Genomic DNA, 19,755 nt, shown 5'->3' on the forward strand with positions numbered 1-19,755 from the left:
AAATTTCAATTAAAGCAAATATAATCGTTATTTTGTGCAATCAAATTGAAAAACCGTTATGTTGAAAGACACCTTAAAATACATTGCATTTGTAATTCTAATATCAATGATAAGCTGCGCCAAAAGAGGCAGCATTACCGGCGGTTTAAAAGATACGTTACCTCCTGTTTTGGTATCTAGTTTTCCTAAAAATTTTAGCACAGATTTTAAAGGAAATACAATAACCTTAAATTTTGACGAATATGTCAAACTTAAAAACACCAATAAACAGCTTATTATTTCTCCGCCGTTAAAAAATGAGCCGTTAATTACACCTACAAATGTCAGCAAATTTATAAAGATCGAGCTTCGAGATACTTTACAGCCAAATACAACTTACAGTTTAAATTTTGGGCAGGCGATTACAGACAACAATGAAGGAAACGCACTAAACCAATTCAAATACGTGTTCTCGACAGGATCGCATATTGATTCGCTTAAACTGAACGGAAAAATTAAAGATGCGTATGGAAAATATGTTGACAATTTCGTTTCTGTAATGTTATATGAAGTAAATGATAAATTTAAAGATTCTACCATTTACAAAGAGTTTCCGCGCTACATTACGAACACTTTGGACAGTATGCGAACTTTTCAGTTTGAAAATTTAAGAGAAGGAAAATATCTTTTGGTAGCATTAAAAGATAAAGGTTCAAATAATAAGTTTAATCCAAAAGATGATAAAATCGGATTTTTGAAAAGCTATATCACAATTCCGACGGACACGGTTTATGAGGTGGAATTATTTAAAGAAACGTTACCATTAAAAGCTTTCAAACCTATTCAGGCTTCAGGAAACCGTTTGTATCTTCCTTATGAAGGAAAACAGGATTTCAAAAATTCAAAACCAAAAATTACACTTAAAAATGGCGACGAAGTTCTTGAAACTATCGTAACGCAGTTTCCTAAAAAAGATTCGCTTCAAGTTTGGTACAAGCCAATAAAAGCCGATTCGCTATCAATGGAAGTTGAAAAAGGAGATTATAAAAAAAGATTTTCGTTCAAGATTAAAGCCTTGAAAAAAGATACTTTAAATATTAAAGCGATACAAAACGGTCAGATTAATTTTAGAGAACGTTTTACTTTGGAAACCGAAACTCCATTAGTAAAATTTGACAAATCTAAAATTGCTTTGGTTAATAAAGATTCTGTTGCTGTTCCTTATACAACAGAATATGACGAATTTGAACAGAAATTATATTTCGATTTCAAAAAAGAACCATTGGATAAATATAGTTTCACTTTCTTACCAGGTGCTTTGACCGATTTTTATGAAAAGACAAATGATACTTTATCGTATAAACTCAGCACTAAAGAATATGCCGATTACGGAAATCTGATATTGACTCTTAAGAATGTCAAACGTTTTCCTATAATTGTTGAATTGACCAATAAGAAAGGAGATGTAGTTTTAGCCGAAGGATATTCTGAAGGCGAAACTACTTTAGAATTCAATCTATTGCAACCTGATGTTTTTACTGTACGCATTATATATGACGACAATAAAAACAAACAATACGACACTGGTAATTTCTTAGAAAAGAAATACGCAGAAGAAGTATTTTATAATCAGGAAGAATTTGATGTCCGTGCCAATTGGGATCGGAACGAAACAATCGACTTGAGCATTCCTTTTAATCCAGAAGTCGAGAAGAAACAAGACGATAAAAAGAAAAAAGAAGCAGAAAAGAAACGAAAAGCCTTTTAAAACTTAATTTCAAACTGATCTCTATCGCTTAAAAAGTCTAATTTTTTACGCGTTTCATACATGGTGTTTTTGTCTAATTCTACGACAAAAACACCATTTTTTTCTTGTGGCTCTAAAATATAATTGCCCAAAAAATCTATTGCTTGAGAATGACCAATATGTTCATAATCATGAGCATCATTCCCAATTCTGTTTACCCCAACCACATACGAAAGATTTTCTATGGCACGTGCTTTTAGCAAAGCATCCCAAGCATTTGTGCGTACTTTTGGCCAATTGGCGACATACAAAATAAGGTCGTAGTTTTCTACATTACGTACAAAAACCGGAAATCTCAAATCGTAACAAACCTGCAGACATATTTTCCAATCTAGATAATCGACAATTACCTTTTTATTTCCGCACGTATACACTTTGTCTTCGCCTGCGAGAGAAAAAGAATGTCGCTTATCGTAATACTGAATTTCTCCTGACGGAAAAACAAAAAACATCCTATTATAAAACTTTTCGTTTTCTGTGATAACAACACTTCCTGCAACTGCAGCATTTTTTTGTTTTGCTTTCAATTTCATCCATTCAATCGTTTCTCCTTGCATTGTTTCGGCAACTTCAGAAGCATTCATTGTAAATCCGGTCGAAAACATTTCGGGAAGCACAATAAGATTTACTTCCGATTGAATTTCATCAATTTTCGAATCAAAATTTTCTCTGTTTTTACTGGCATTTTGCCAAAGAAGATCGGTTTGGATTAAAGCAATTTTCATCTTAAGAATTTTTATATAAAGGTAGAAAACATAAGCTTATTACTCCTTTATCTCTCTATAATTTTAACATTACAATTGCAAAAAAAACGCAGTTTTTGCAAAAAAAATGCGACATGTAGAATTATTTTATATATTTGAAATTCCAACCACAATTATAACTAACTAAAAACCAACCACCAATCATGAGCATTCTCATACTCACTGCATGCATTATTTTCTTGATTTTACAGATTGCTTGGTTCAAAATTAATCCGTTTATCGCGTTTATCATTACCTCACTCTTGGCTGCACTTTTTCTTGGTTTGCCCATAGAAACGATTTCACCTGTTTTGCAAAAAGGCCTTGGTGAAATGCTCGGATCTATTACCTTAATTATTGTTTTTGGAACGTGTATCGGAAAATTGGCTGTTTCGTCTGGAGCTGCAAATGTCATCGCTAAAACAGTTATGAATTGGACAGGAAAAAAATACGTTCGTTTGGGTTTAATGATTACCGGATTTATAATCGGAATTCCGCTTTTTTATAGCGTTGGATTTGTGCTTTTAGTTCCACTGATTTTTTCCGTTGCGCATCAATTCAAATTATCAAAAGTATATTTAGGAATTCCGATGCTGGCTTCGCTTTCTGTGGCACATGGTTTTCTTCCTCCTCATCCATCGCCAATGGCATTGAGCAGCATTCTAAAAGCAGATATCGGTTTGGTTTTAATTTACGGAATTATAATCGCCATTCCGACCATTTTAATTGCGGGATTATGGTTTTCAACTCGTTTTAAAAACATCAAAACCGAATCGGATCATGAAATTTTAAATGTTGAAGAAATAAAAAACGAAGGCAAACTTCCTAGTTTTGGCTTGAGTTTATTCTCTGCCTTATTTCCCGTTTTCGGATTAACGATTACTTCTCTACTACCATTAATTTCAGATAATGAAAAACTAATTGCTATCTGCAAAATTATTGGAGACCCAAGTATCATTATGCTTTTGTCACTTCTTTTATGTACTTATACTTTAGGAATTAAAATGAATAGAAGCATGTCATCTGTTATGGACGACTATACACAAGCGATAAAAGATGTCGCTTTAATTGTCCTAATTGTTGGCGGTGCGGGCTGTTTAAAAGAAGTTATGATTGTAAGTGGAGTAAACGAAACCATTGTTGCTACTTTAAATCAAGTCAATATTCATCCGTTTTTATTAGCTTGGATGATGGCCGCCATCATCCGTATTCGTGTTGGTTCTGCAACTGCTGCAGGTTTAATGACTGCGAGCGTTTTATTACCTTTACTACAATCAAACGATCTCGACCCCAATCTCTTTGTCCTTTCTGTTGGCGCTGGAAGTTTAATGTGTTCGCATGTAAACGATCCGAGTTTCTGGATGTTCAAAGAATATTTCAACATTAGTCTAAAAGACACTTTTAAATCCTGGACCGTAATGGAATCTTTGGTTTCTGTTTTAGGAATTGTATTTATATTTATTTTAAACGCTTTAATACATTAAAATCATGAGTTTAAATCCGCAAGAAAAATTCGAAAGTCTTGGTTTGTCACTTCCCCCTGCTCCACAGCCTTTAGGAATTTACAAACCCTATTTAGTAGACGGCAAATACTTGTATCTTTCAGGACATGGACCTGTACAAGACGATAAATCTTTAATTATCGGACGCATTGGAGAAGATATGGATATCGAGGCAGGAAAATTAGCAGCAAGGCAAGTTGGACTAACAATGCTTTCTACAATCGTAACCAATTTTGGAAGCTTAAGTAAAGTCAAAAGAGTGATCAAAGTGCTCGGAATGGTAAATTGCACATCTGATTTCTTAAAACATCCTTATGTGATTAATGGATGCAGCGAATTATTTGCAGAAGTTTGGGGACAGGAAAACGGAATCGGAGTAAGAAGTGCAGTCGGATTTGGTTCGCTTCCTGACAATATTCCTGTTGAAGTTGAGGCACTTTTTGAATTGTATTAAGCCTAAAACACTTTTATAAATTGCTAAAAACCAAGATTTATGCAAAAGAACTGGTGGGAAATAAATTCCGAAACACTTATCGACACTCCGTTTTTAGCAGTTTACGAAGATCGAGTACGTCAAAATATCGAAAAGTTGATTTCTTATGTGAAAGGCGACACGCAACGATTGCGTCCGCACATTAAAACACATAAAAATGCCGAAGTTTTAGAGCTTTTTAAAATTTACAACATCAAGAAAATAAAATGCGCTACAATAGCCGAAGCAGAACTTGCCGCAAATCAGCAAATTGAAGATATTCTTTTAGCATATCAACCTGTTGGATTAAAAGCGGAAAGATGGATTTCATTAATTAAAAAATTTCCTGAAACTCATTTTTCAACTATTGCAGACAATCTGAAAACAGCTTCAGATTTAAACGAAATTGCCAAAAGAAATAATCTCGTTCTTTTCGTTTATTTGGATTTAAATACAGGAATGAACCGAACTGGTTTTTCGATTTTAGAAAATTGGACTGGTTTAATTGATGCTATTTCACAATTAAAAAATCTTCAGTTTGAAGGAATTCATATTTATGATGGCCATATAAAAGGAACTGTTGAAGAAAGAAATTTAGAAGCTTCTAAGTCTTTTGAACAGATTATTAATAAAGCAGAAAACTTTAAAATTGTCGCTGGCGGTTCTAATACTTTTCCATTTTATGCAGCGCAGGAAAATGTAGAGTGCAGTCCGGGAACTTTTGTTTTTTGGGATTCGAATTATCAAATCCATTTACCTGAACAAGATTTCAAACCTGCGTTAGTAATCGTTGGAACAATAATTTCTAAACCGACTAAAAATACATTTTGCGTAGATATTGGTTATAAAGCCGTTTCATCTGAAAATCCGATTGATAAAAGATTGACCATTTTAAATGATGAAAACTTGATTCCAATCGCACATTCAGAAGAACATTTAATTCTTGAAAATAAAGGTCAAAACGAATATGAAATTGGCGATATTATTTATGCGGAACCTTATCATGTCTGCCCGACTGTTGCTTTGTACGATAATCTTCAGGCAGTAAACAAAAAACAGCAAATTTATGCGCAATGGCCAGTTGGTGCGCGAGGCCGAAAAAATACTATTTAAATTTTAAATCCTATGTTTATACTAGATGCCCACTTAGATCTCAGCATGAATGCGATGGAATGGAATCGTGATCTGAGAAACGATGTTCCGACTTTACGAAACTTAGAAAAAGGAATGACCGACAAACCAGATCGCGAACGTGCAACGGTTTCTTTTCCTGATCTCAGAAGAGGTAATATCGGAATTGTGGTCGCCACTCAAATTGCAAGATTTGTAAAACCTGATAGTATTATTCCAGGCTGGAATTCTCCAGAACAAGCTTGGTCGCAAACACAAGGTCAGCTTGCGTGGTATAAAAGCATGGAAGAAGCTGGGCAAATGACGCAGATTACAGATAAAAAATCGCTTTTAAATCATTTTAATTTATGGAATGACGGAACTCCAAACGATAATAAACCAATTGGATATATTTTGAGTTTGGAAGGAGCAGATTCCATAATCGATATTTCTTATTTAGAAAAAGCCTATAATTACGGATTGAGAGCCGTTGGCCCCGCACATTATGGTCCAGGCCGATATGCAAACGGCACCGATGCAACTGGAAAAATGAATCAAAATGGCATCGAATTATTGAAAGAAATGGAGCGTTTAAATATTATTCTCGATGCAACGCATTTGTGCGACGATGCTTTTTGGCAAGCCTTGGATCATTTTAATGGCGCGGTTTGGGCAAGTCACAACAATTGCAGAGCTTTGGTTGACCATAATAGGCAATACAGTGATGAAATGATCAAAGCTTTAGTTTCAAGAGGAGCGGTTATTGGCGGCGCTTTAGATGCCTGGATGATGGTTCCAAATTGGGAAAGAGGAATTTCTGATCCAAAAAAAATGAATTGCAGCTTAGAAACTGCTTTTAAGCACATGGATCATATTTGCCAGCTTGCGGGAAATGCAAATCATATCGGAATTGGTTCTGATTTGGATGGTGCTTTTGGAACAGAACAATGTCCGTATGATTTAGATACGATTGCTGATTTACAAAAACTGGTGTTAATTTTTAAAAATCATGGTTATTCCGATGAAGATTTAAAGAAAATTTTTCATCAAAATTGGATTGATTTTTTAGTAAAACATTGGGATTAGATCACAATAAGACTTGGAACGGCGCTTTTGTATTTCTGTAATTTTTCGTGATTGGGTTCTTCTTCGGTAATTACATAATTCAGTTCAGATAAATTAGCAATTTTCATTTTAAGAACTGTATTTAATTTTTCTGTAATAGTCAAAACTGCCGTTTTTTTAGAAGCTTGAATCATTGCTTTTTTTACCTGAACGGTTTCCCAATCAGAATCAGAATAACCGCCATCTACGTCTAAAGCATTTGTTCCCAAAACCAAAAGATCTGCTTTTATATTAGCCAATTGATGAAAAGCTTCTCCACTCACACACATCTGACTGTAAGAAGAAATGCTTCCGCCAATCATAATCGTTTTAATATTGGGTTTGTCTAAAAGCTGAACCGCTGTTAAAGCCGTAATCGTAAAAACAGTTAAATTAAGATCGTTTGGAATTAATCGGATGAACTCCCGAATGGTAGTTCCTCCGTCAACAATTAAAACCATTCCGTCATGAAGAAGACCAACAGCTTTTTGCGCAATAACTTGTTTGGCTTCGACTGCATAAGTCTGGTTCGATGAAGAATAGTGATATCCTTTGGTCATGGCGCCACCTTTAACTTTAATTAAAAGTGCGTCAGCGTCAAGTTCATTAATATCACGGCGAACAGTATCTTCGGAAACACCAAGTTTAGCCGAAAGAGTTTCAAAACTCACACGTGTGTGCAAATTGATCTCTTTTAGAATATGATTTTTACGTTCTTCTTTACTGTAATTTAAAACTTCATTTTCAGTGCTCATGCCGATTGTTTTTTTCTAATTACAAAAATAAACATTTCATTAAATAATTCATCGAAACCAAAAGCCGTATTGGCAATAAAAATTTTCAATAAATTAGTTTTAAAAGCATTTCGATGTATTTCAAACTGTTTTTAATAAAAATCTAAAGTTTTTCTCCTATGAAAAAATTCCTTTTTTTATTTTTTGCTGTTTCTTTTTTAAATGGAAAAGCACAAAACTCCCAACAAAACATTTCTATTATTCCTGCTCCAAATTTGTACAAATTAACTGGAGACAGCATTCGGATAAATGGAAAAGTTCAAATTAATTTTAAAAATAAAAATTATAGTGAAAAGGAACTAAAATCGGCTAAAATTTTAAAATCAGCATTGAATGCAAAGGCCAATTCGAAAAAATCGAATCTTAAAATTGAATTTGATTCCAGCAAAAATCTTACGTCAAAAGAAGGATATAAAATTGAAATTACTTCGAATAAAATTACAATTACGGGTCAAGAAGAAGGACTTTTTTATGCCGTTCAATCTTTATTGCAGCTTCTTCCAAACAAAATTGTTACAGAAATTAAACTTCCTTGCGTAATTATCGAAGATTCACCTCGATATTCTTACCGAGGCTTGCATTTAGACGTGTGCCGTCATTTCTTCTCTGTTGATGTTATAAAAGATTTTATCGCACAAATGTTCAGTTATAAATTAAATAATTTCCATTGGCATTTAACTGACGATCAGGGATGGAGAATTGAGATTAAAAAATATCCAAAACTGACCGAGGTTGGTTCAAAAAGAGCTCAAACTTTAGTCGGAAATAAATTCGAAAGAACTCCTTTTTTCTTTGACGGAAATCCGTATGGAGGATTTTATACACAAGAAGAAATCAAAGAAGTTGTAAAATTTGCCGAAGATAATTATGTGAATGTAATTCCAGAAATCGAAATGCCAGGACATGCTTCGGCGGCGGTTACGGCTTATCCAAATTTGGCTTGTTTCCCTGATCGCAATTATAAGGTTGTAGAATCTTGGGGCGTTTTTGAAGATGTTTTCTGCGCAGGAAAAGAGGAGACTTTTACATTCTTAGAAGATGTTTTAACTGAAGTTATGGCTTTGTTTCCAAGTAAAAACATTCATGTTGGCGGAGATGAATGTCCAAAAACAAGATGGCAAATTTGTCCAAATTGTCAAAAACGAATCAAAGATTTAGGTTTAAAAGACGAGCATGAACTGCAAAGTTATTTCATTAAAAGAATTGAAAAATTCCTGAATGCTAATGGAAGACAGATTTTTGGTTGGGATGAAATTCTCGAAGGAGGATTGGCTCCAAACGCGGCGGTGATGTCTTGGAGAGGAGAATCGGGCGGAATTCATGCCGCAAAACTGAAACACCCCGTTGTAATGACTCCAGAAGGAACGGTTTATTTTGATTACAATCAAGGTTATTCACCAAACGAACCTCTTACAGTGGGAAGATTGAGTACTTTAGAAAAAGTATACAGCTACAACCCAACTCCGGTTGATAGTTTATCGGTGGAAGAACAAAAATATATTATCGGAGTTCAAGCCAATCTTTGGTCTGAATATTTAACTAGCCCAGCAAAATTGAATTATATGCTTTATCCGCGTGTTTTGGCTTTAGCAGAAATCGCTTGGACAGAGCCAAAAAATAAAAACTACAACCATTTTATTCAAAATCAACTGTCCTATCATTTAGAAAAGTTAGAGGTACAAGATCGATTATATAAAGCTCCAACTCCTTTTGGTGCCGATGAAACGGCTTTAATTGCATCAAAATATATTTTAGATTTAAAACCAACCATCAAAAACGGAAAGATATTTTATACGATTGATGGTTATAATCCCGATGAAACGGCAAATTGGTATCAAAATCCTGTCACTATAAACATTCCGAAAGGAGAATATCGAATTATCAAAACGATTCAAATTAGCGAAAGTGGCAAAAGAAGTTCCATCAATAAAATTATTGTTCGAAACCCAGATTTAAAACCTGCTTTGACTATTCAACCCAAAAAAAATGGTTTGAAATATGAATATTTTACTGGAAATTTTTCGCAGGTTCAGGATTTAGAACTTACAAAACCTGTTTCTTCAGGAATTTTAGAAGGGAAAATAAGTGCTGAAAAATGGAAAACAAAATTAGAGCGTTATATAGGCTTAAAATTCAACGGATATATCTTTATTCCAGAAACAGAAAATTATACTTTTTCGACACTTTCAGACGATGGATCGAAGCTTTTTATAGATGATGAACTCATTGTAAATAACGACGAGATTCATTGGGCAAATGAAGCTTATGGAGCTGTTAAACTAGAAAAAGGTTTTCACAAACTTAACATCAGTTATTTTGACTTAACTGGCGGAACGATTTTAAACTGTTTCATTCAGAAAGAAGGTCAAAAGAAAGAAGAAATAAGCGCTTTGCAATTGTATTATGAATAGAAACAAAAAAACGCTTCCGTCGTAACGGAAGCGTTTTTTAAAATATACTAAATTGTGTATTATCCTTTTAAGCTTGCCGCTAAATACTCACGGTTCATACGTGCGATATTTTCAAGCGAAATTCCTTTTGGACATTCGATTTCACAAGCTCCTGTATTAGTACAGTTACCGAAACCTTCTAAATCCATTTGGTGAACCATGTGTAAAACACGATCCGTTGCTTCAACTTTACCTTGTGGCAATAATGCATATTGAGAAACTTTTGCAGCAACGAATAACATTGCTGAAGAGTTTTTACAAGTTGCTACACAAGCTCCACAACCAATACAAGCAGCAGCATCAAATGATTTATCTGCATCGTCTTTTGGAACTGGAATAGTATTCGCGTCGATTGTATTTCCTGAAGTATTTACAGAGATAAATCCTCCTGCGTGCTGAATTCTGTCAAAAGAACTTCTGTCAACCACTAAATCTTTAATTACAGGGAAAGCTTTTGCTCTAAATGGCTCAATAAAAATTGTATCACCATCTTTAAACATACGCATGTGCAACTGACAAGTTGTAACTCCTCTGTCTGGTCCGTGTGCTTCACCGTTAATAAATAAAGAACACATTCCGCAGATTCCCTCACGGCAATCGTGGTCAAATGCAACTGGTTCTTCTCCTTTGTTAATTAGACCTTCGTTAAGAACATCTAACATTTCAAGGAAAGACATGTCCGGCTCGATTCCGTCAATAGGATATTCTACAATCCCTCCTTTATCTTGAGCGTTTTTTTGACGCCATATTTTTAATGTAAGTTTCATACCTTTTTCGTTTGAAAGTCATAAAGTCGAAAGTCGAAAGTCGCTTGGCACATTTTGCCTTTTGACTTTAAGACTTTGGGCTTTCGACCAAATTCTTATTTATAACTTCTTTGAACTAATTTAATGTTTTCGTAATTAAGAGGTTCTTTGTGTAATACTGCATCACTTGGTTTTCCTTTGTATTCCCAAGCTGCAACGTATGCAAAGTTTTCATCATCACGAAGTGCTTCTCCTTCTTCTGTTTGGTATTCCTCACGGAAGTGACCACCACAAGATTCGTTACGGTGTAAAGCATCTTTCGCAAACAATTCTCCTAATTCTAAGAAATCGGCAACACGAGTTGCTTTTTCTAATTCCTGATTAAATTCGTAAGCGCTTCCAGGAACTTTTACATCTCTATAAAACTCTTCACGTAAGGCAGCAATTTCTTCGATAGCTTCAGTTAAACCTTTAGCATTACGAGCCATACCTACTTTATTCCACATAATTTTTCCAAGTTTTTTATGGAAATAATCTACAGAATGTTTACCGTTATTATTGATGAATTTATTGATTTGATCTACAACCGCTTTCTCAGCCTCAACGAATTCTGGTAAGTCTGTCGAAATTTCACCCATTTTAATATCTGGAGCCAAATAATCTCCGATAGTATATGGCAATACGAAATATCCATCAGCTAAACCTTGCATTAAAGCAGAAGCTCCAAGTCTGTTTGCTCCGTGGTCAGAGAAGTTAGATTCTCCAATTGAGAAACATCCAGGAATTGTCGTCATTAAGTTGTAATCAACCCAAGTTCCACCCATTGTATAGTGAACTGCTGGGTAAATCATCATTGGTGTAGTATAAGGATCTTCATCGACGATTTTGTAATACATCTGGAATAAGTTTCCGTATTTACTTTTCACGATTGCAGCTCCTAATTTAGTTACCAAAGCAGCATCTTTATCATCTAAACCTTTTACATAAGCATCTTCAGTTCCGTAACGTTTGATAGCTGCTGCGAAATCTAAGTAAACTGCTTCTCCCGTTTTGTTAACTCCAAAACCAGCATCACATCTTTCTTTAGCTGCACGAGATGCAACGTCACGAGGCACTAAGTTACCAAACGCAGGATATCTTCTTTCTAAGAAATAATCTCTTTCGTCTTCAGATAAATCTGTTGCTTTTTTCTTTCCTTCACGGATAGCCTGAGCATCTTCTAATTTTTTAGGCACCCAAATACGACCATCATTACGTAAAGACTCAGACATCAAAGTCAATTTAGACTGGTGATCTCCTGAAACTGGAATACATGTTGGGTGAATTTGTGTGTAGCAAGGATTTGCGAAAAACGCTCCTTTTTTATGAATTTTCCAAGCTGCTGTTGCGTTACTTCCCATAGCATTTGTTGAAAGGAAAAATACGTTTCCGTATCCTCCAGAACCAATTACTACCGCGTGAGCAGAATGTCTTTCTATTTCTCCAGTAATTAAGTTACGAGCGATAATACCTCTCGCTTTTCCGTTCACGATTACAATGTCAAGCATTTCGTGACGGTTGTACATTTTAATTTTTCCACGACCAATTTGACGGTTCATTGCAGAATAAGCTCCTAACAATAATTGCTGTCCAGTTTGTCCTTGTGCATAAAATGTACGAGAAACCAAAGTTCCTCCAAAAGAACGGTTATCTAAAAGTCCGCCATATTCACGAGCCAATGGCACCCCTTGAGCCACACATTGGTCAATAATATTACCCGAAACTTCAGCCAAACGATAAACGTTTGCCTCACGAGCACGGTAATCACCACCTTTTACAGTATCGTAAAACAATCTGTAAATAGAGTCACCATCACCTTTATAGTTTTTTGCTGCGTTGATACCTCCTTGTGCCGCAATAGAGTGCGCACGACGTGGAGAATCTTGAAAGCAGAATGCTTTTACGTTATATCCTAACTCAGCTAAAGTAGCCGCAGCCGAACCTCCAGCTAAACCTGTACCAACTACGATAATATCTAAATTACGTTTGTTAGCAGGGTTTACTAAATTAATATGATCTTTATAATTTGTCCATTTGTCCGCTATAGGACCATTTGGAATTTTTGAATCTAATGCCATTATAATTGATATTAATTATTGAAATGATGAAATAAAGCGATAATTACAAAAAGCGCTGGAACTACAACTGCGAACCAGTAACCTACTTTTGATAAAAATCTAGAGTATTTGTTGTGCATCCCTACAGATTGAAGAGAAGATGCAAACCCATGCCATAAGTGGAATCCTAAAAGGATAAACGACACACAGTATAATGCCGTACGAATTGGGTCGTGAAATTTGTGAACTAACTCACCATAATACCTCGTAGCATCTGGTGCCGTACCAGCTATATATTTATAGCTAACTTCAGGAAACCAGAAATCATAAAAGTGCAATCCTAAGAAAGCCAAAATAACCAATCCAGAAATAATCATATTTCTAGAACTCCAAGAAGCGTTTGCCGCTCCGTTGTATTTAGCGTACGCAATTGGTCGTGCCGCGCTATTTTGAGCGGTAAGAATAAATCCCATTACGAAATGGAAAATTACTCCGAATGCCAAAACTGGCTGCATTACATATTGTATCAGCGGATTGTATCCCATAAAGTGAGAAGCCTCGTTGAAAACATCTTCACTCAAAATAGAAATAAAATTTAAGGAAACATGCAGCGCTAAAAACGTGATTAAGAATATTCCCGAAAGAGCCATAGCTACTTTCTTTAAGATGGAAGCATTCAATAGTGCAGATTGTGCCATAAGTGTTAAGTAGTTTGTTTTAAAAAATTAGACAAAAATAACTCAATTACAAAAGAACTACAACCATTTCGCTGTTATTTATAATGATTTTAAAATAGCATGATTCTACGTATTTTTACGTACAAAATTAAAACTGGTAAAAAATAATTTACTATAGAAAACTTCAAATCATTACTTTGTAAAACAGAATCAAGGATTTCGACTCTAAGTAGATTACCAAAAATTTATGATATTGTTATTTTATTCGAAGTTTTGATTTGTTTTCTTCAAAAGTGTAGGGTCATCAAAATTTTATCAAAGTAAAAAATTGTCATTCCGCAACATAGTTTTACCTTTAGCGGCTCAAAAAAATAAGAATGAAAACAGGAATTGATGCTATTTCATTTGACGTAGCAAACATACATTTACCCATAAAAACTTTGGCCATTGCCAGAAATATTGAACCTGAGAAACTAGAAAAAGGTCTTGGTCTATTAAAAATGACTTTCCCAGATGCACATCAAGATGCGGTTGTTTTTGGAGCAAATGCTTTAACAAAACTTATCATTGACAATAAAATTGACTTAAAAGAAATCAGCCGAATCTATGTTGGTACCGAAAGCGGCATTGACAGTTCTAAACCAATTGCTTCTTATTTAATTAGTTTAATGGAGCAGAAATTTGGCGAAGATTCACTAGCAGAATGCGATGTTGTAGATTTTACTTTCGCTTGTATTGGCGGTGTAGACGCTTTGCAAAACTGTCTTGATTTTGTAAAACTAAACCCTACCAAAAAAGCAATTGTCGTTACAACTGATTTTGCAAAATATGATTTGAACTCTGGAGGAGAATATACTCAAGGTGCTGGAGCTGTTGCAATGCTGATTACCGCAAATCCAAAAATTATTGCTTTTGATGATAATTGGGCAACGAGCACAAAAGGTGTTTTTGACTTCTTTAAACCATATAGAACTATTTCTAAAGAAGAAATTACACAAAACAGCAACAACGATTCTTGGTTTGACAATTTAGAAGCCGAAATCGAAATCCATAAAGACCAGCCGGTTTTTGACGGTCAATATTCTAACCAATGTTATATGGATCGTACGCGAAATGCTTACTTTTCATTCAAAAAATTAAAAAATACAACCGAAACTCTTTATAACACTTGGCATAGTATCGTGATGCACTTGCCTTATTCTTTCCAAGGAAGAAGGATGTTATCTGAAATCTATGCTTTAGACAGCGCTGAAAAAATTATTGCTGATGATATTGCTCCTGCAGATTATCAAGTTAAAATTAAGGAAGTAGCAAAATCTGATGATTACAGAAGTTTTGTAACTGAGAAATTACAGCCTGCTGAATTAGCTTCTTCTTTAATTGGAAACCTTTATACAGGTTCTATTTTCATGGGATTGTTGTCGACTTTGGCGCATTTTTATGACACCAATAAAGAAGTCGCTGGAACTAAATTCGGTTTCCTAGCTTACGGAAGCGGATCGAAATCTAAAGTTTTTGAAGGAACAATTCAGCCAGAATGGAAATCAGCTTTAGAAAATGTAAAGCTTTTTGAAAATTTAGCTGAAAGCGTAGAAATTGATTTCAACACTTACGAAAGTCTTCATAAAAAAGAACAAAAACAAAGCATAAGAACTCCAAAACAAGAATGGGTTTTAGACAGAATCGAAAAAGAAATTCCTGTTCTGATTGGGGCGAGATATTATAAATGGGTGGAATAAATTTTTAAATTCCAATAAAGAAATTCCAAATTCCAATAGAAAACCGAAGTATTTTACTTCGGTTTTTTTATTTTATAGATATCGTTTGTCATTTCGACTGAAAGGAGAAATCACACTAGTAATTCGACATGCAAAATCGCCAATCCTTGTAGAGCTTCTAGTGTGATTTCTCCTTTCAGTCGAAATGACAAAACTAGACTGATAATTCTTTATTTATAAATCGTAAACTTATTATGACTCAAAGTAAAACCTAGATTTTCATAAATCGCAACGTTCTCTATTCGTTTTTTATTTGTTGTGACTTCAATACTTTTTAGATTATTTTGAGCAGCAAAATTCTTGATTTCATTGATTAATAAACGTCCGACGCCTTGACCTCGGTATTTTTGATGAATGAAAAACTCCTGAATCTCACCAACCAATCCGCAATGATGGAGAAGATTTTGAGTATGAAAACTAATAAAACCTAAACCTTCATTTTCATTTTCGGCAATTAGATAAAGATTTTTTGGGTTTGAGATATTTTCATTCAAAATTTCTTCAAAAACTTTAAAATCTAAAACTTCATTTTCGAGTTCGCAAATTGCTTTGTAGACGAAGTCGAAGTCGTGATTTTCTACTTTTCTAATGTTTACTTTTAGATTCATAACTCTAACTAATATCAGTCAGTTTTACAATCTTATCGTCCAAGAATTGAAAAATCGATTTTCCCTTCATATTTAATTCTTGACCTGCTTTTAATCCGTTTGGAAAATCTATTGCAAGAACTGCATAATAATCAATATCGATTATTGCTGTAATTTCATCTTGTATTAGTGATGTAATGGTTTGTTTTCTTGCCGAAAAAAATTCTTTCCCTTTTTCGGCCTGAGCTGTAAATTCTTTTATTCCATTCAAAGTCAGGTTGACTTCGCCATTTTGAATGTTTTCAAAAATAACCGATTCATCAAAATCAGCAATCATTTTATTGATATCAAATTGATTATACCCTTCGATATAATTTTGGATTATTTTTTCTTTGTTGGTCATGGTATTTTTTATTAAATGCTTTTAGAAATCAAATTATCTGCTATTGTCTTCCAAATCAATCAGCCACTCAATTCTAATGTATTGAGTACTAAATTTTTTCAAAAAATCACTTCTATCGGTTATTATAGCAGATCCAGTATTTCCAATTTCTTCCTTTACAATTTTTGCTGCGTGTTCCATTCCTTCCCAATCTTGTGCTATCAAATCAAAAATAATGTTATTTGTTTTTGATAATACAGAATATAATGAAATTAGCTTTCTAGGATTTCCTGGCAATCTATTAACATTTGTCTTTTTATTAATCCAATCAATTTCATAAATCTTATTGACAAATTTACTTTTCGGATTAGCATTTTTCCTCAGATATTCTCCAACCGTGGTAGGAAAAAATCGATATCTAAATTCTGATTCTTTAAAATGTTTTACAAAAGTATGCGGTTTGTTGATAGTAACATTTTGATGTTTTTCTTTTCCAGCAAAAATTGCAATAAGTTTTTCTTCAACATCGCAAGACGCAATATGATTTTCAAGATGAATTAAAACAAAATCACCTTCTCTAACTTCAAAAGGCGGTATAAAATATTTATCTGTTTTTATTCCTTTACTTTCAATTAGTAGCTCTTTCATTTCTCAAGTCTTTCAAATTTATTTTTATATTTCTGAACATACTTACCCCATTCCGCTTTATGCATTTCATTATCATAAACAGAAGCTGCATAATCTGCCGTTTCTTGGCTAAAATGATTTCCAAAAATAGTATCCAGATATTCTATTCCAGAGTCGATTGCTTGTTTTAAAACCTCCAACTTATCAATTCCAGTTGCTTTACAAGCTTTATCAAGCCACAAGCCCTTTCCAATTTTTACATATTCTACCAGAAGACTTTCGGTAATATATTTAGACGGAACATCATTAATATCCGGCTCATGTCTTCCGTTTTTAAAAACTAACAGAATCAATTCTTCAGAATAATATTCCTCTGGAATTAATCTTAACAGTGTACCACTTTTGGAAGCTTTAAAAGAAAGTTCTTTTGTGATAAACTCATCAGGAATAGCCTGAATTGCAAAACCATCTTTACTGACTAATCTTTCGCAGAGTTCGTATGTTATTAAATCCTGATCGATAAATGGCAGAGCGTGAAAGGTGTTATTCAATGCCAAATTACAAAGTTCTTCGGTTTTAAATTCCTTCGGAACGAGTTTTAGATTTCTATAATTTTCTGAAACACGATTATGCCAATATTCGTAAGTTTTGACTGGCGGATTATTATGTTTTAAAACCAATTCGCCTCTTGCCAAATCTCTTTCTAATTCTTCAAAAGTTTCAATTAACGGATTATCTAGTAATTTTCGGAGTTCGTTTGAAATAATTTCTTCCTCTGTTTCCTCATCACATTCACATTCATTTTTCGGGTCAACATCATTATGCCTATCACTATAATAAAACAAATCATTTTTTCTTTCTGCAAATGTTGTATTGTGATCTGTTACTATAAAAACTGGAGCTTCAATTAAACCTGTACAATTAAAACTACCATGATTATAATAGGTCATAACAGCTTCCTTTACTGTAATTTCCCCTTTTATTTCAACATTAGCACCACCAAGTAAAAGACTTTGACAATTCACATTTCCGTTAATGAAAACATACGGACCATAATCGCCTTCTGCATTAATAATTGAACCGCCAACAGAAAAATTTCCATTTATAAAAATGCCTTCAATTCTTATTTCTTCGATTTTCTTTGGGGGAAGATTTAATAAATTGGCAAGCCATTTTTTCCCTTTCTCTTCATAAAGATCTAAATAAAAATTGTCATCAAAATTTATATCTTCGTCTGCAATTAGAAAAAAATCTTCATTTTCCCAATCTTCAAAATAATCGAATTTTTCATCTTCTGTTAAAAAAGGATATTTTGTTTTGATTTCGGCTATTGTGATTAATTTGAAATTGGAAGTTTGCATTTTATTGATATTAATCGAAGTTGATTTTTTTGAATATCAAGATTACACAATTCTAAATTCAAAACCAATTCGATAGTCAGAAAAATTGTATTTTTACTCCACAAAAAAGAACTTGCAACTGCAAACTTGTTTTCTGCATAAACCAAAAAAGTAAAAGAATTTTAAATATCTTTGAATCATGAGCACAGCAATAAAACCAAAACATATCGGCAGAAACATTAGCCGAATTAGAGAACTGAGAGATATGAAGCAGGAAGCGCTTGCTATTGCAATTGGCACAAACCAACAATCGATCTCTATTATTGAAGGAAGCGAAAGTGTTGATGAAGAAAAATTAAAGAAAATTGCAGAAGCTTTGGGCGTTACACCTGAAGCAATAAAAAACTTTTCTGAAGAAGCTGTTTTTAATATTATCGGGAATACTTATAATGATGATTCTTCATCTATAAAAAACTATAATTGTACTTTTAATCCGTTAGATAAACTTATCGAATCTATTGAAAAGAATGAAAAACTTTATGAAAGATTGATTCAAGTTGAAAAAGATAAAGCGGCTTATTTGGAAAAGTTGCTTGATAAGAAATAAATTCTAAGAAAGACATATTTATAGAAAAACCGAAGTTTTCAAATTGAAAGCTTCGGTTTTTTCTTTTATTTTATTTCACAAATCAATCAAAAATCATAAACATAAGTTACGATACTATTTATTAATAGAGATTCTTTAATTAATGGTTCAACTTTTTCCCAAGTTCCCCCTGCAAGACCACAGCCAATTCTTGGCATATGAACAGATGCTTTGTTTTCTTTTGCAAATTGGGCAACTTTTTCAAGTCCTACTTTAATAGCGTCATAACGAATTGGTACATTTCCATTTTCATCTTTATTTATTTTATGCTGACCTATTATGTTTGACACCCAAATATTATCTTCTACTTTTACGATTTGTACTTCTCCAAGTAAAAAATTCTCTTTAGACTTAAACCATTTTCTATATTCGTGCTCAGGTTCTTTCCAACGTTTAGAAATTGCCATTACAAATCCTTTTCCCCAACCACCAATATCATTACAGATGTGTACAATTATTTTATTTCCTTCCACATTTGGAGCGGTTGCGTCTCCAATGACATAACTTATCATCCTTTCCATTGCTCATCAAAATCTTTTTTGGTAATTGTAAAATCCTTAAATTCAATCAAATCTATTTTTTGATCTGAAAGAAAACCAAACTCATCTCCTATAAACTCTTCGCTGTATTTTAACTTTTTCCCGTTTTCATAAACCTCAATCTGACGAATTATTTCTCCATCCTCATTTGATTCCAAATAATAAATAGAACTACCCCAATTCTCATTTTTTTCAATCCGAGGTTCGTAAAAATATCTTCTGAAATATAACATCTTTTACTTTTTTAAGCCAATATACAAAATCTACAATTGAATATAATTTCTTTCAGAAACAATAATTTTCCTTATAAAAACGTGAGCGTGAGGGATAGAGGCGGTATCCTTTTATGCAGCGGAGCGGAATAAAAGATATAGCC

19 protein-coding genes are annotated in these 19,755 nt (G+C 33.7%); 8 read left to right on the forward strand and 11 right to left on the reverse strand.

Annotated elements, in window-relative coordinates:
* The first annotated feature begins 58 nt into the window (after nt 1-58).
* Complete coding sequence (locus M0M44_RS03595) at nt 59-1,747, forward strand: Ig-like domain-containing domain (RefSeq protein ID WP_248728538.1); 1,689 nt, start codon at nt 59-61, stop codon at nt 1,745-1,747.
* Here the strand turns inward: M0M44_RS03595 and M0M44_RS03600 are convergent.
* Complete coding sequence (locus M0M44_RS03600; protein ID WP_248728539.1) at nt 1,744-2,511, reverse strand: amidohydrolase; 768 nt, start codon at nt 2,509-2,511, stop codon at nt 1,744-1,746. The two genes, M0M44_RS03595 and M0M44_RS03600, sit on opposite strands and share 4 nt — an antisense overlap.
* A gap of 182 nt (nt 2,512-2,693) precedes the next feature.
* Between M0M44_RS03600 and M0M44_RS03605 the strand changes: the two genes are divergently transcribed.
* Genes M0M44_RS03605 through M0M44_RS03620 form a run of 4 tightly spaced genes read left to right on the forward strand, consistent with a single transcriptional unit; the run spans nt 2,694 to nt 6,699 of the window.
* The gene (locus M0M44_RS03605; RefSeq protein ID WP_248728540.1) at nt 2,694-4,013 is read left to right on the forward strand and encodes a GntP family permease; all 1,320 of its coding nucleotides are present in this window, start codon (nt 2,694-2,696) and stop codon (nt 4,011-4,013) included.
* Nucleotides 4,014-4,017: 4 nt separating this feature from the next.
* A complete protein-coding gene (locus M0M44_RS03610) occupies nt 4,018-4,485 on the forward strand; it encodes a RidA family protein (protein ID WP_091135337.1) in 468 nt (155 codons plus the stop codon).
* A 39-nt stretch (nt 4,486-4,524) separates the two neighbouring features.
* The gene (locus M0M44_RS03615) at nt 4,525-5,616 is read left to right on the forward strand and encodes a D-TA family PLP-dependent enzyme (RefSeq protein ID WP_248728541.1); all 1,092 of its coding nucleotides are present in this window, start codon (nt 4,525-4,527) and stop codon (nt 5,614-5,616) included.
* 12 nt (nt 5,617-5,628) lie between these two features.
* Complete coding sequence (locus tag M0M44_RS03620) at nt 5,629-6,699, forward strand: dipeptidase (RefSeq protein WP_248728542.1); 1,071 nt, start codon at nt 5,629-5,631, stop codon at nt 6,697-6,699.
* Here M0M44_RS03620 and M0M44_RS03625 read toward each other — a convergent pair.
* Nucleotides 6,696-7,472 carry a DeoR/GlpR family DNA-binding transcription regulator gene (locus tag M0M44_RS03625; protein WP_113676716.1) on the reverse strand — a complete coding sequence of 259 codons (777 nt, stop codon included), beginning with the start codon at nt 7,470-7,472 and terminating at the stop codon, nt 6,696-6,698. The two genes, M0M44_RS03620 and M0M44_RS03625, sit on opposite strands and share 4 nt — an antisense overlap.
* Before the next feature lie 158 nt (nt 7,473-7,630).
* Here M0M44_RS03625 and M0M44_RS03630 point away from each other — a divergent pair, with 158 nt between their 5' ends.
* The gene (locus tag M0M44_RS03630) at nt 7,631-9,922 is read left to right on the forward strand and encodes a family 20 glycosylhydrolase (RefSeq protein ID WP_248728543.1); all 2,292 of its coding nucleotides are present in this window, start codon (nt 7,631-7,633) and stop codon (nt 9,920-9,922) included.
* 59 nt (nt 9,923-9,981) lie between these two features.
* Here M0M44_RS03630 and M0M44_RS03635 read toward each other — a convergent pair whose 3' ends face one another.
* The 3 genes from M0M44_RS03635 to M0M44_RS03645 form a co-directional block, all read right to left on the reverse strand.
* Nucleotides 9,982-10,728 carry a succinate dehydrogenase/fumarate reductase iron-sulfur subunit gene (locus tag M0M44_RS03635; protein WP_111365707.1) on the reverse strand — a complete coding sequence of 249 codons (747 nt, stop codon included), beginning with the start codon at nt 10,726-10,728 and terminating at the stop codon, nt 9,982-9,984.
* 95 nt (nt 10,729-10,823) lie between these two features.
* The gene (locus M0M44_RS03640) at nt 10,824-12,824 is read right to left on the reverse strand and encodes a fumarate reductase/succinate dehydrogenase flavoprotein subunit (RefSeq protein ID WP_248728544.1); all 2,001 of its coding nucleotides are present in this window, start codon (nt 12,822-12,824) and stop codon (nt 10,824-10,826) included.
* Between the two features lie 11 nt (nt 12,825-12,835).
* Nucleotides 12,836-13,501, reverse strand: coding sequence for a succinate dehydrogenase cytochrome b subunit (locus tag M0M44_RS03645; RefSeq protein WP_248728545.1), 666 nt, complete (start codon nt 13,499-13,501; stop codon nt 12,836-12,838).
* Between the two features lie 356 nt (nt 13,502-13,857).
* On the opposite strand from M0M44_RS03645, the gene M0M44_RS03650 reads away from it, so the two are divergent.
* Nucleotides 13,858-15,219, forward strand: coding sequence for a hydroxymethylglutaryl-CoA synthase family protein (locus M0M44_RS03650; RefSeq protein WP_248728546.1), 1,362 nt, complete (start codon nt 13,858-13,860; stop codon nt 15,217-15,219).
* 209 nt (nt 15,220-15,428) lie between these two features.
* Here M0M44_RS03650 and M0M44_RS03655 read toward each other — a convergent pair whose 3' ends face one another.
* The 4 genes from M0M44_RS03655 to M0M44_RS03670 are packed head-to-tail and all read right to left on the reverse strand — an operon-like array spanning nt 15,429 to nt 18,215.
* Nucleotides 15,429-15,866, reverse strand: coding sequence for a GNAT family N-acetyltransferase (locus tag M0M44_RS03655; protein WP_248728547.1), 438 nt, complete (start codon nt 15,864-15,866; stop codon nt 15,429-15,431).
* A 4-nt stretch (nt 15,867-15,870) separates the two neighbouring features.
* Nucleotides 15,871-16,248 carry a nuclear transport factor 2 family protein gene (locus tag M0M44_RS03660; protein WP_248728548.1) on the reverse strand — a complete coding sequence of 126 codons (378 nt, stop codon included), beginning with the start codon at nt 16,246-16,248 and terminating at the stop codon, nt 15,871-15,873.
* A gap of 33 nt (nt 16,249-16,281) precedes the next feature.
* Nucleotides 16,282-16,875 (reverse strand): hypothetical protein, encoded by a 594-nt coding sequence (locus M0M44_RS03665; RefSeq protein WP_113676728.1) that lies wholly within the window; start codon nt 16,873-16,875, stop codon nt 16,282-16,284.
* A complete protein-coding gene (locus M0M44_RS03670; RefSeq protein WP_248728549.1) occupies nt 16,872-18,215 on the reverse strand; it encodes a polymer-forming cytoskeletal protein in 1,344 nt (447 codons plus the stop codon). The genes M0M44_RS03665 and M0M44_RS03670 overlap by 4 nt, the downstream gene beginning before the upstream one ends.
* Before the next feature lie 178 nt (nt 18,216-18,393).
* Here M0M44_RS03670 and M0M44_RS03675 point away from each other — a divergent pair, with 178 nt between their 5' ends.
* A complete protein-coding gene (locus M0M44_RS03675; RefSeq protein WP_248728550.1) occupies nt 18,394-18,801 on the forward strand; it encodes a helix-turn-helix domain-containing protein in 408 nt (135 codons plus the stop codon).
* An 86-nt stretch (nt 18,802-18,887) separates the two neighbouring features.
* Here the strand turns inward: M0M44_RS03675 and M0M44_RS03680 are convergent, their stop codons facing one another.
* The gene (locus M0M44_RS03680) at nt 18,888-19,352 is read right to left on the reverse strand and encodes a macro domain-containing protein (RefSeq protein ID WP_248729982.1); all 465 of its coding nucleotides are present in this window, start codon (nt 19,350-19,352) and stop codon (nt 18,888-18,890) included.
* A complete protein-coding gene (locus tag M0M44_RS03685) occupies nt 19,349-19,612 on the reverse strand; it encodes a hypothetical protein (protein WP_248728551.1) in 264 nt (87 codons plus the stop codon). The genes M0M44_RS03680 and M0M44_RS03685 overlap by 4 nt, the downstream gene beginning before the upstream one ends.
* Nucleotides 19,613-19,755 lie beyond the last annotated feature (143 nt).

This window comes from Flavobacterium humidisoli (assembly GCF_023272795.1).
Lineage (GTDB): Bacteria > Bacteroidota > Bacteroidia > Flavobacteriales > Flavobacteriaceae > Flavobacterium > Flavobacterium humidisoli.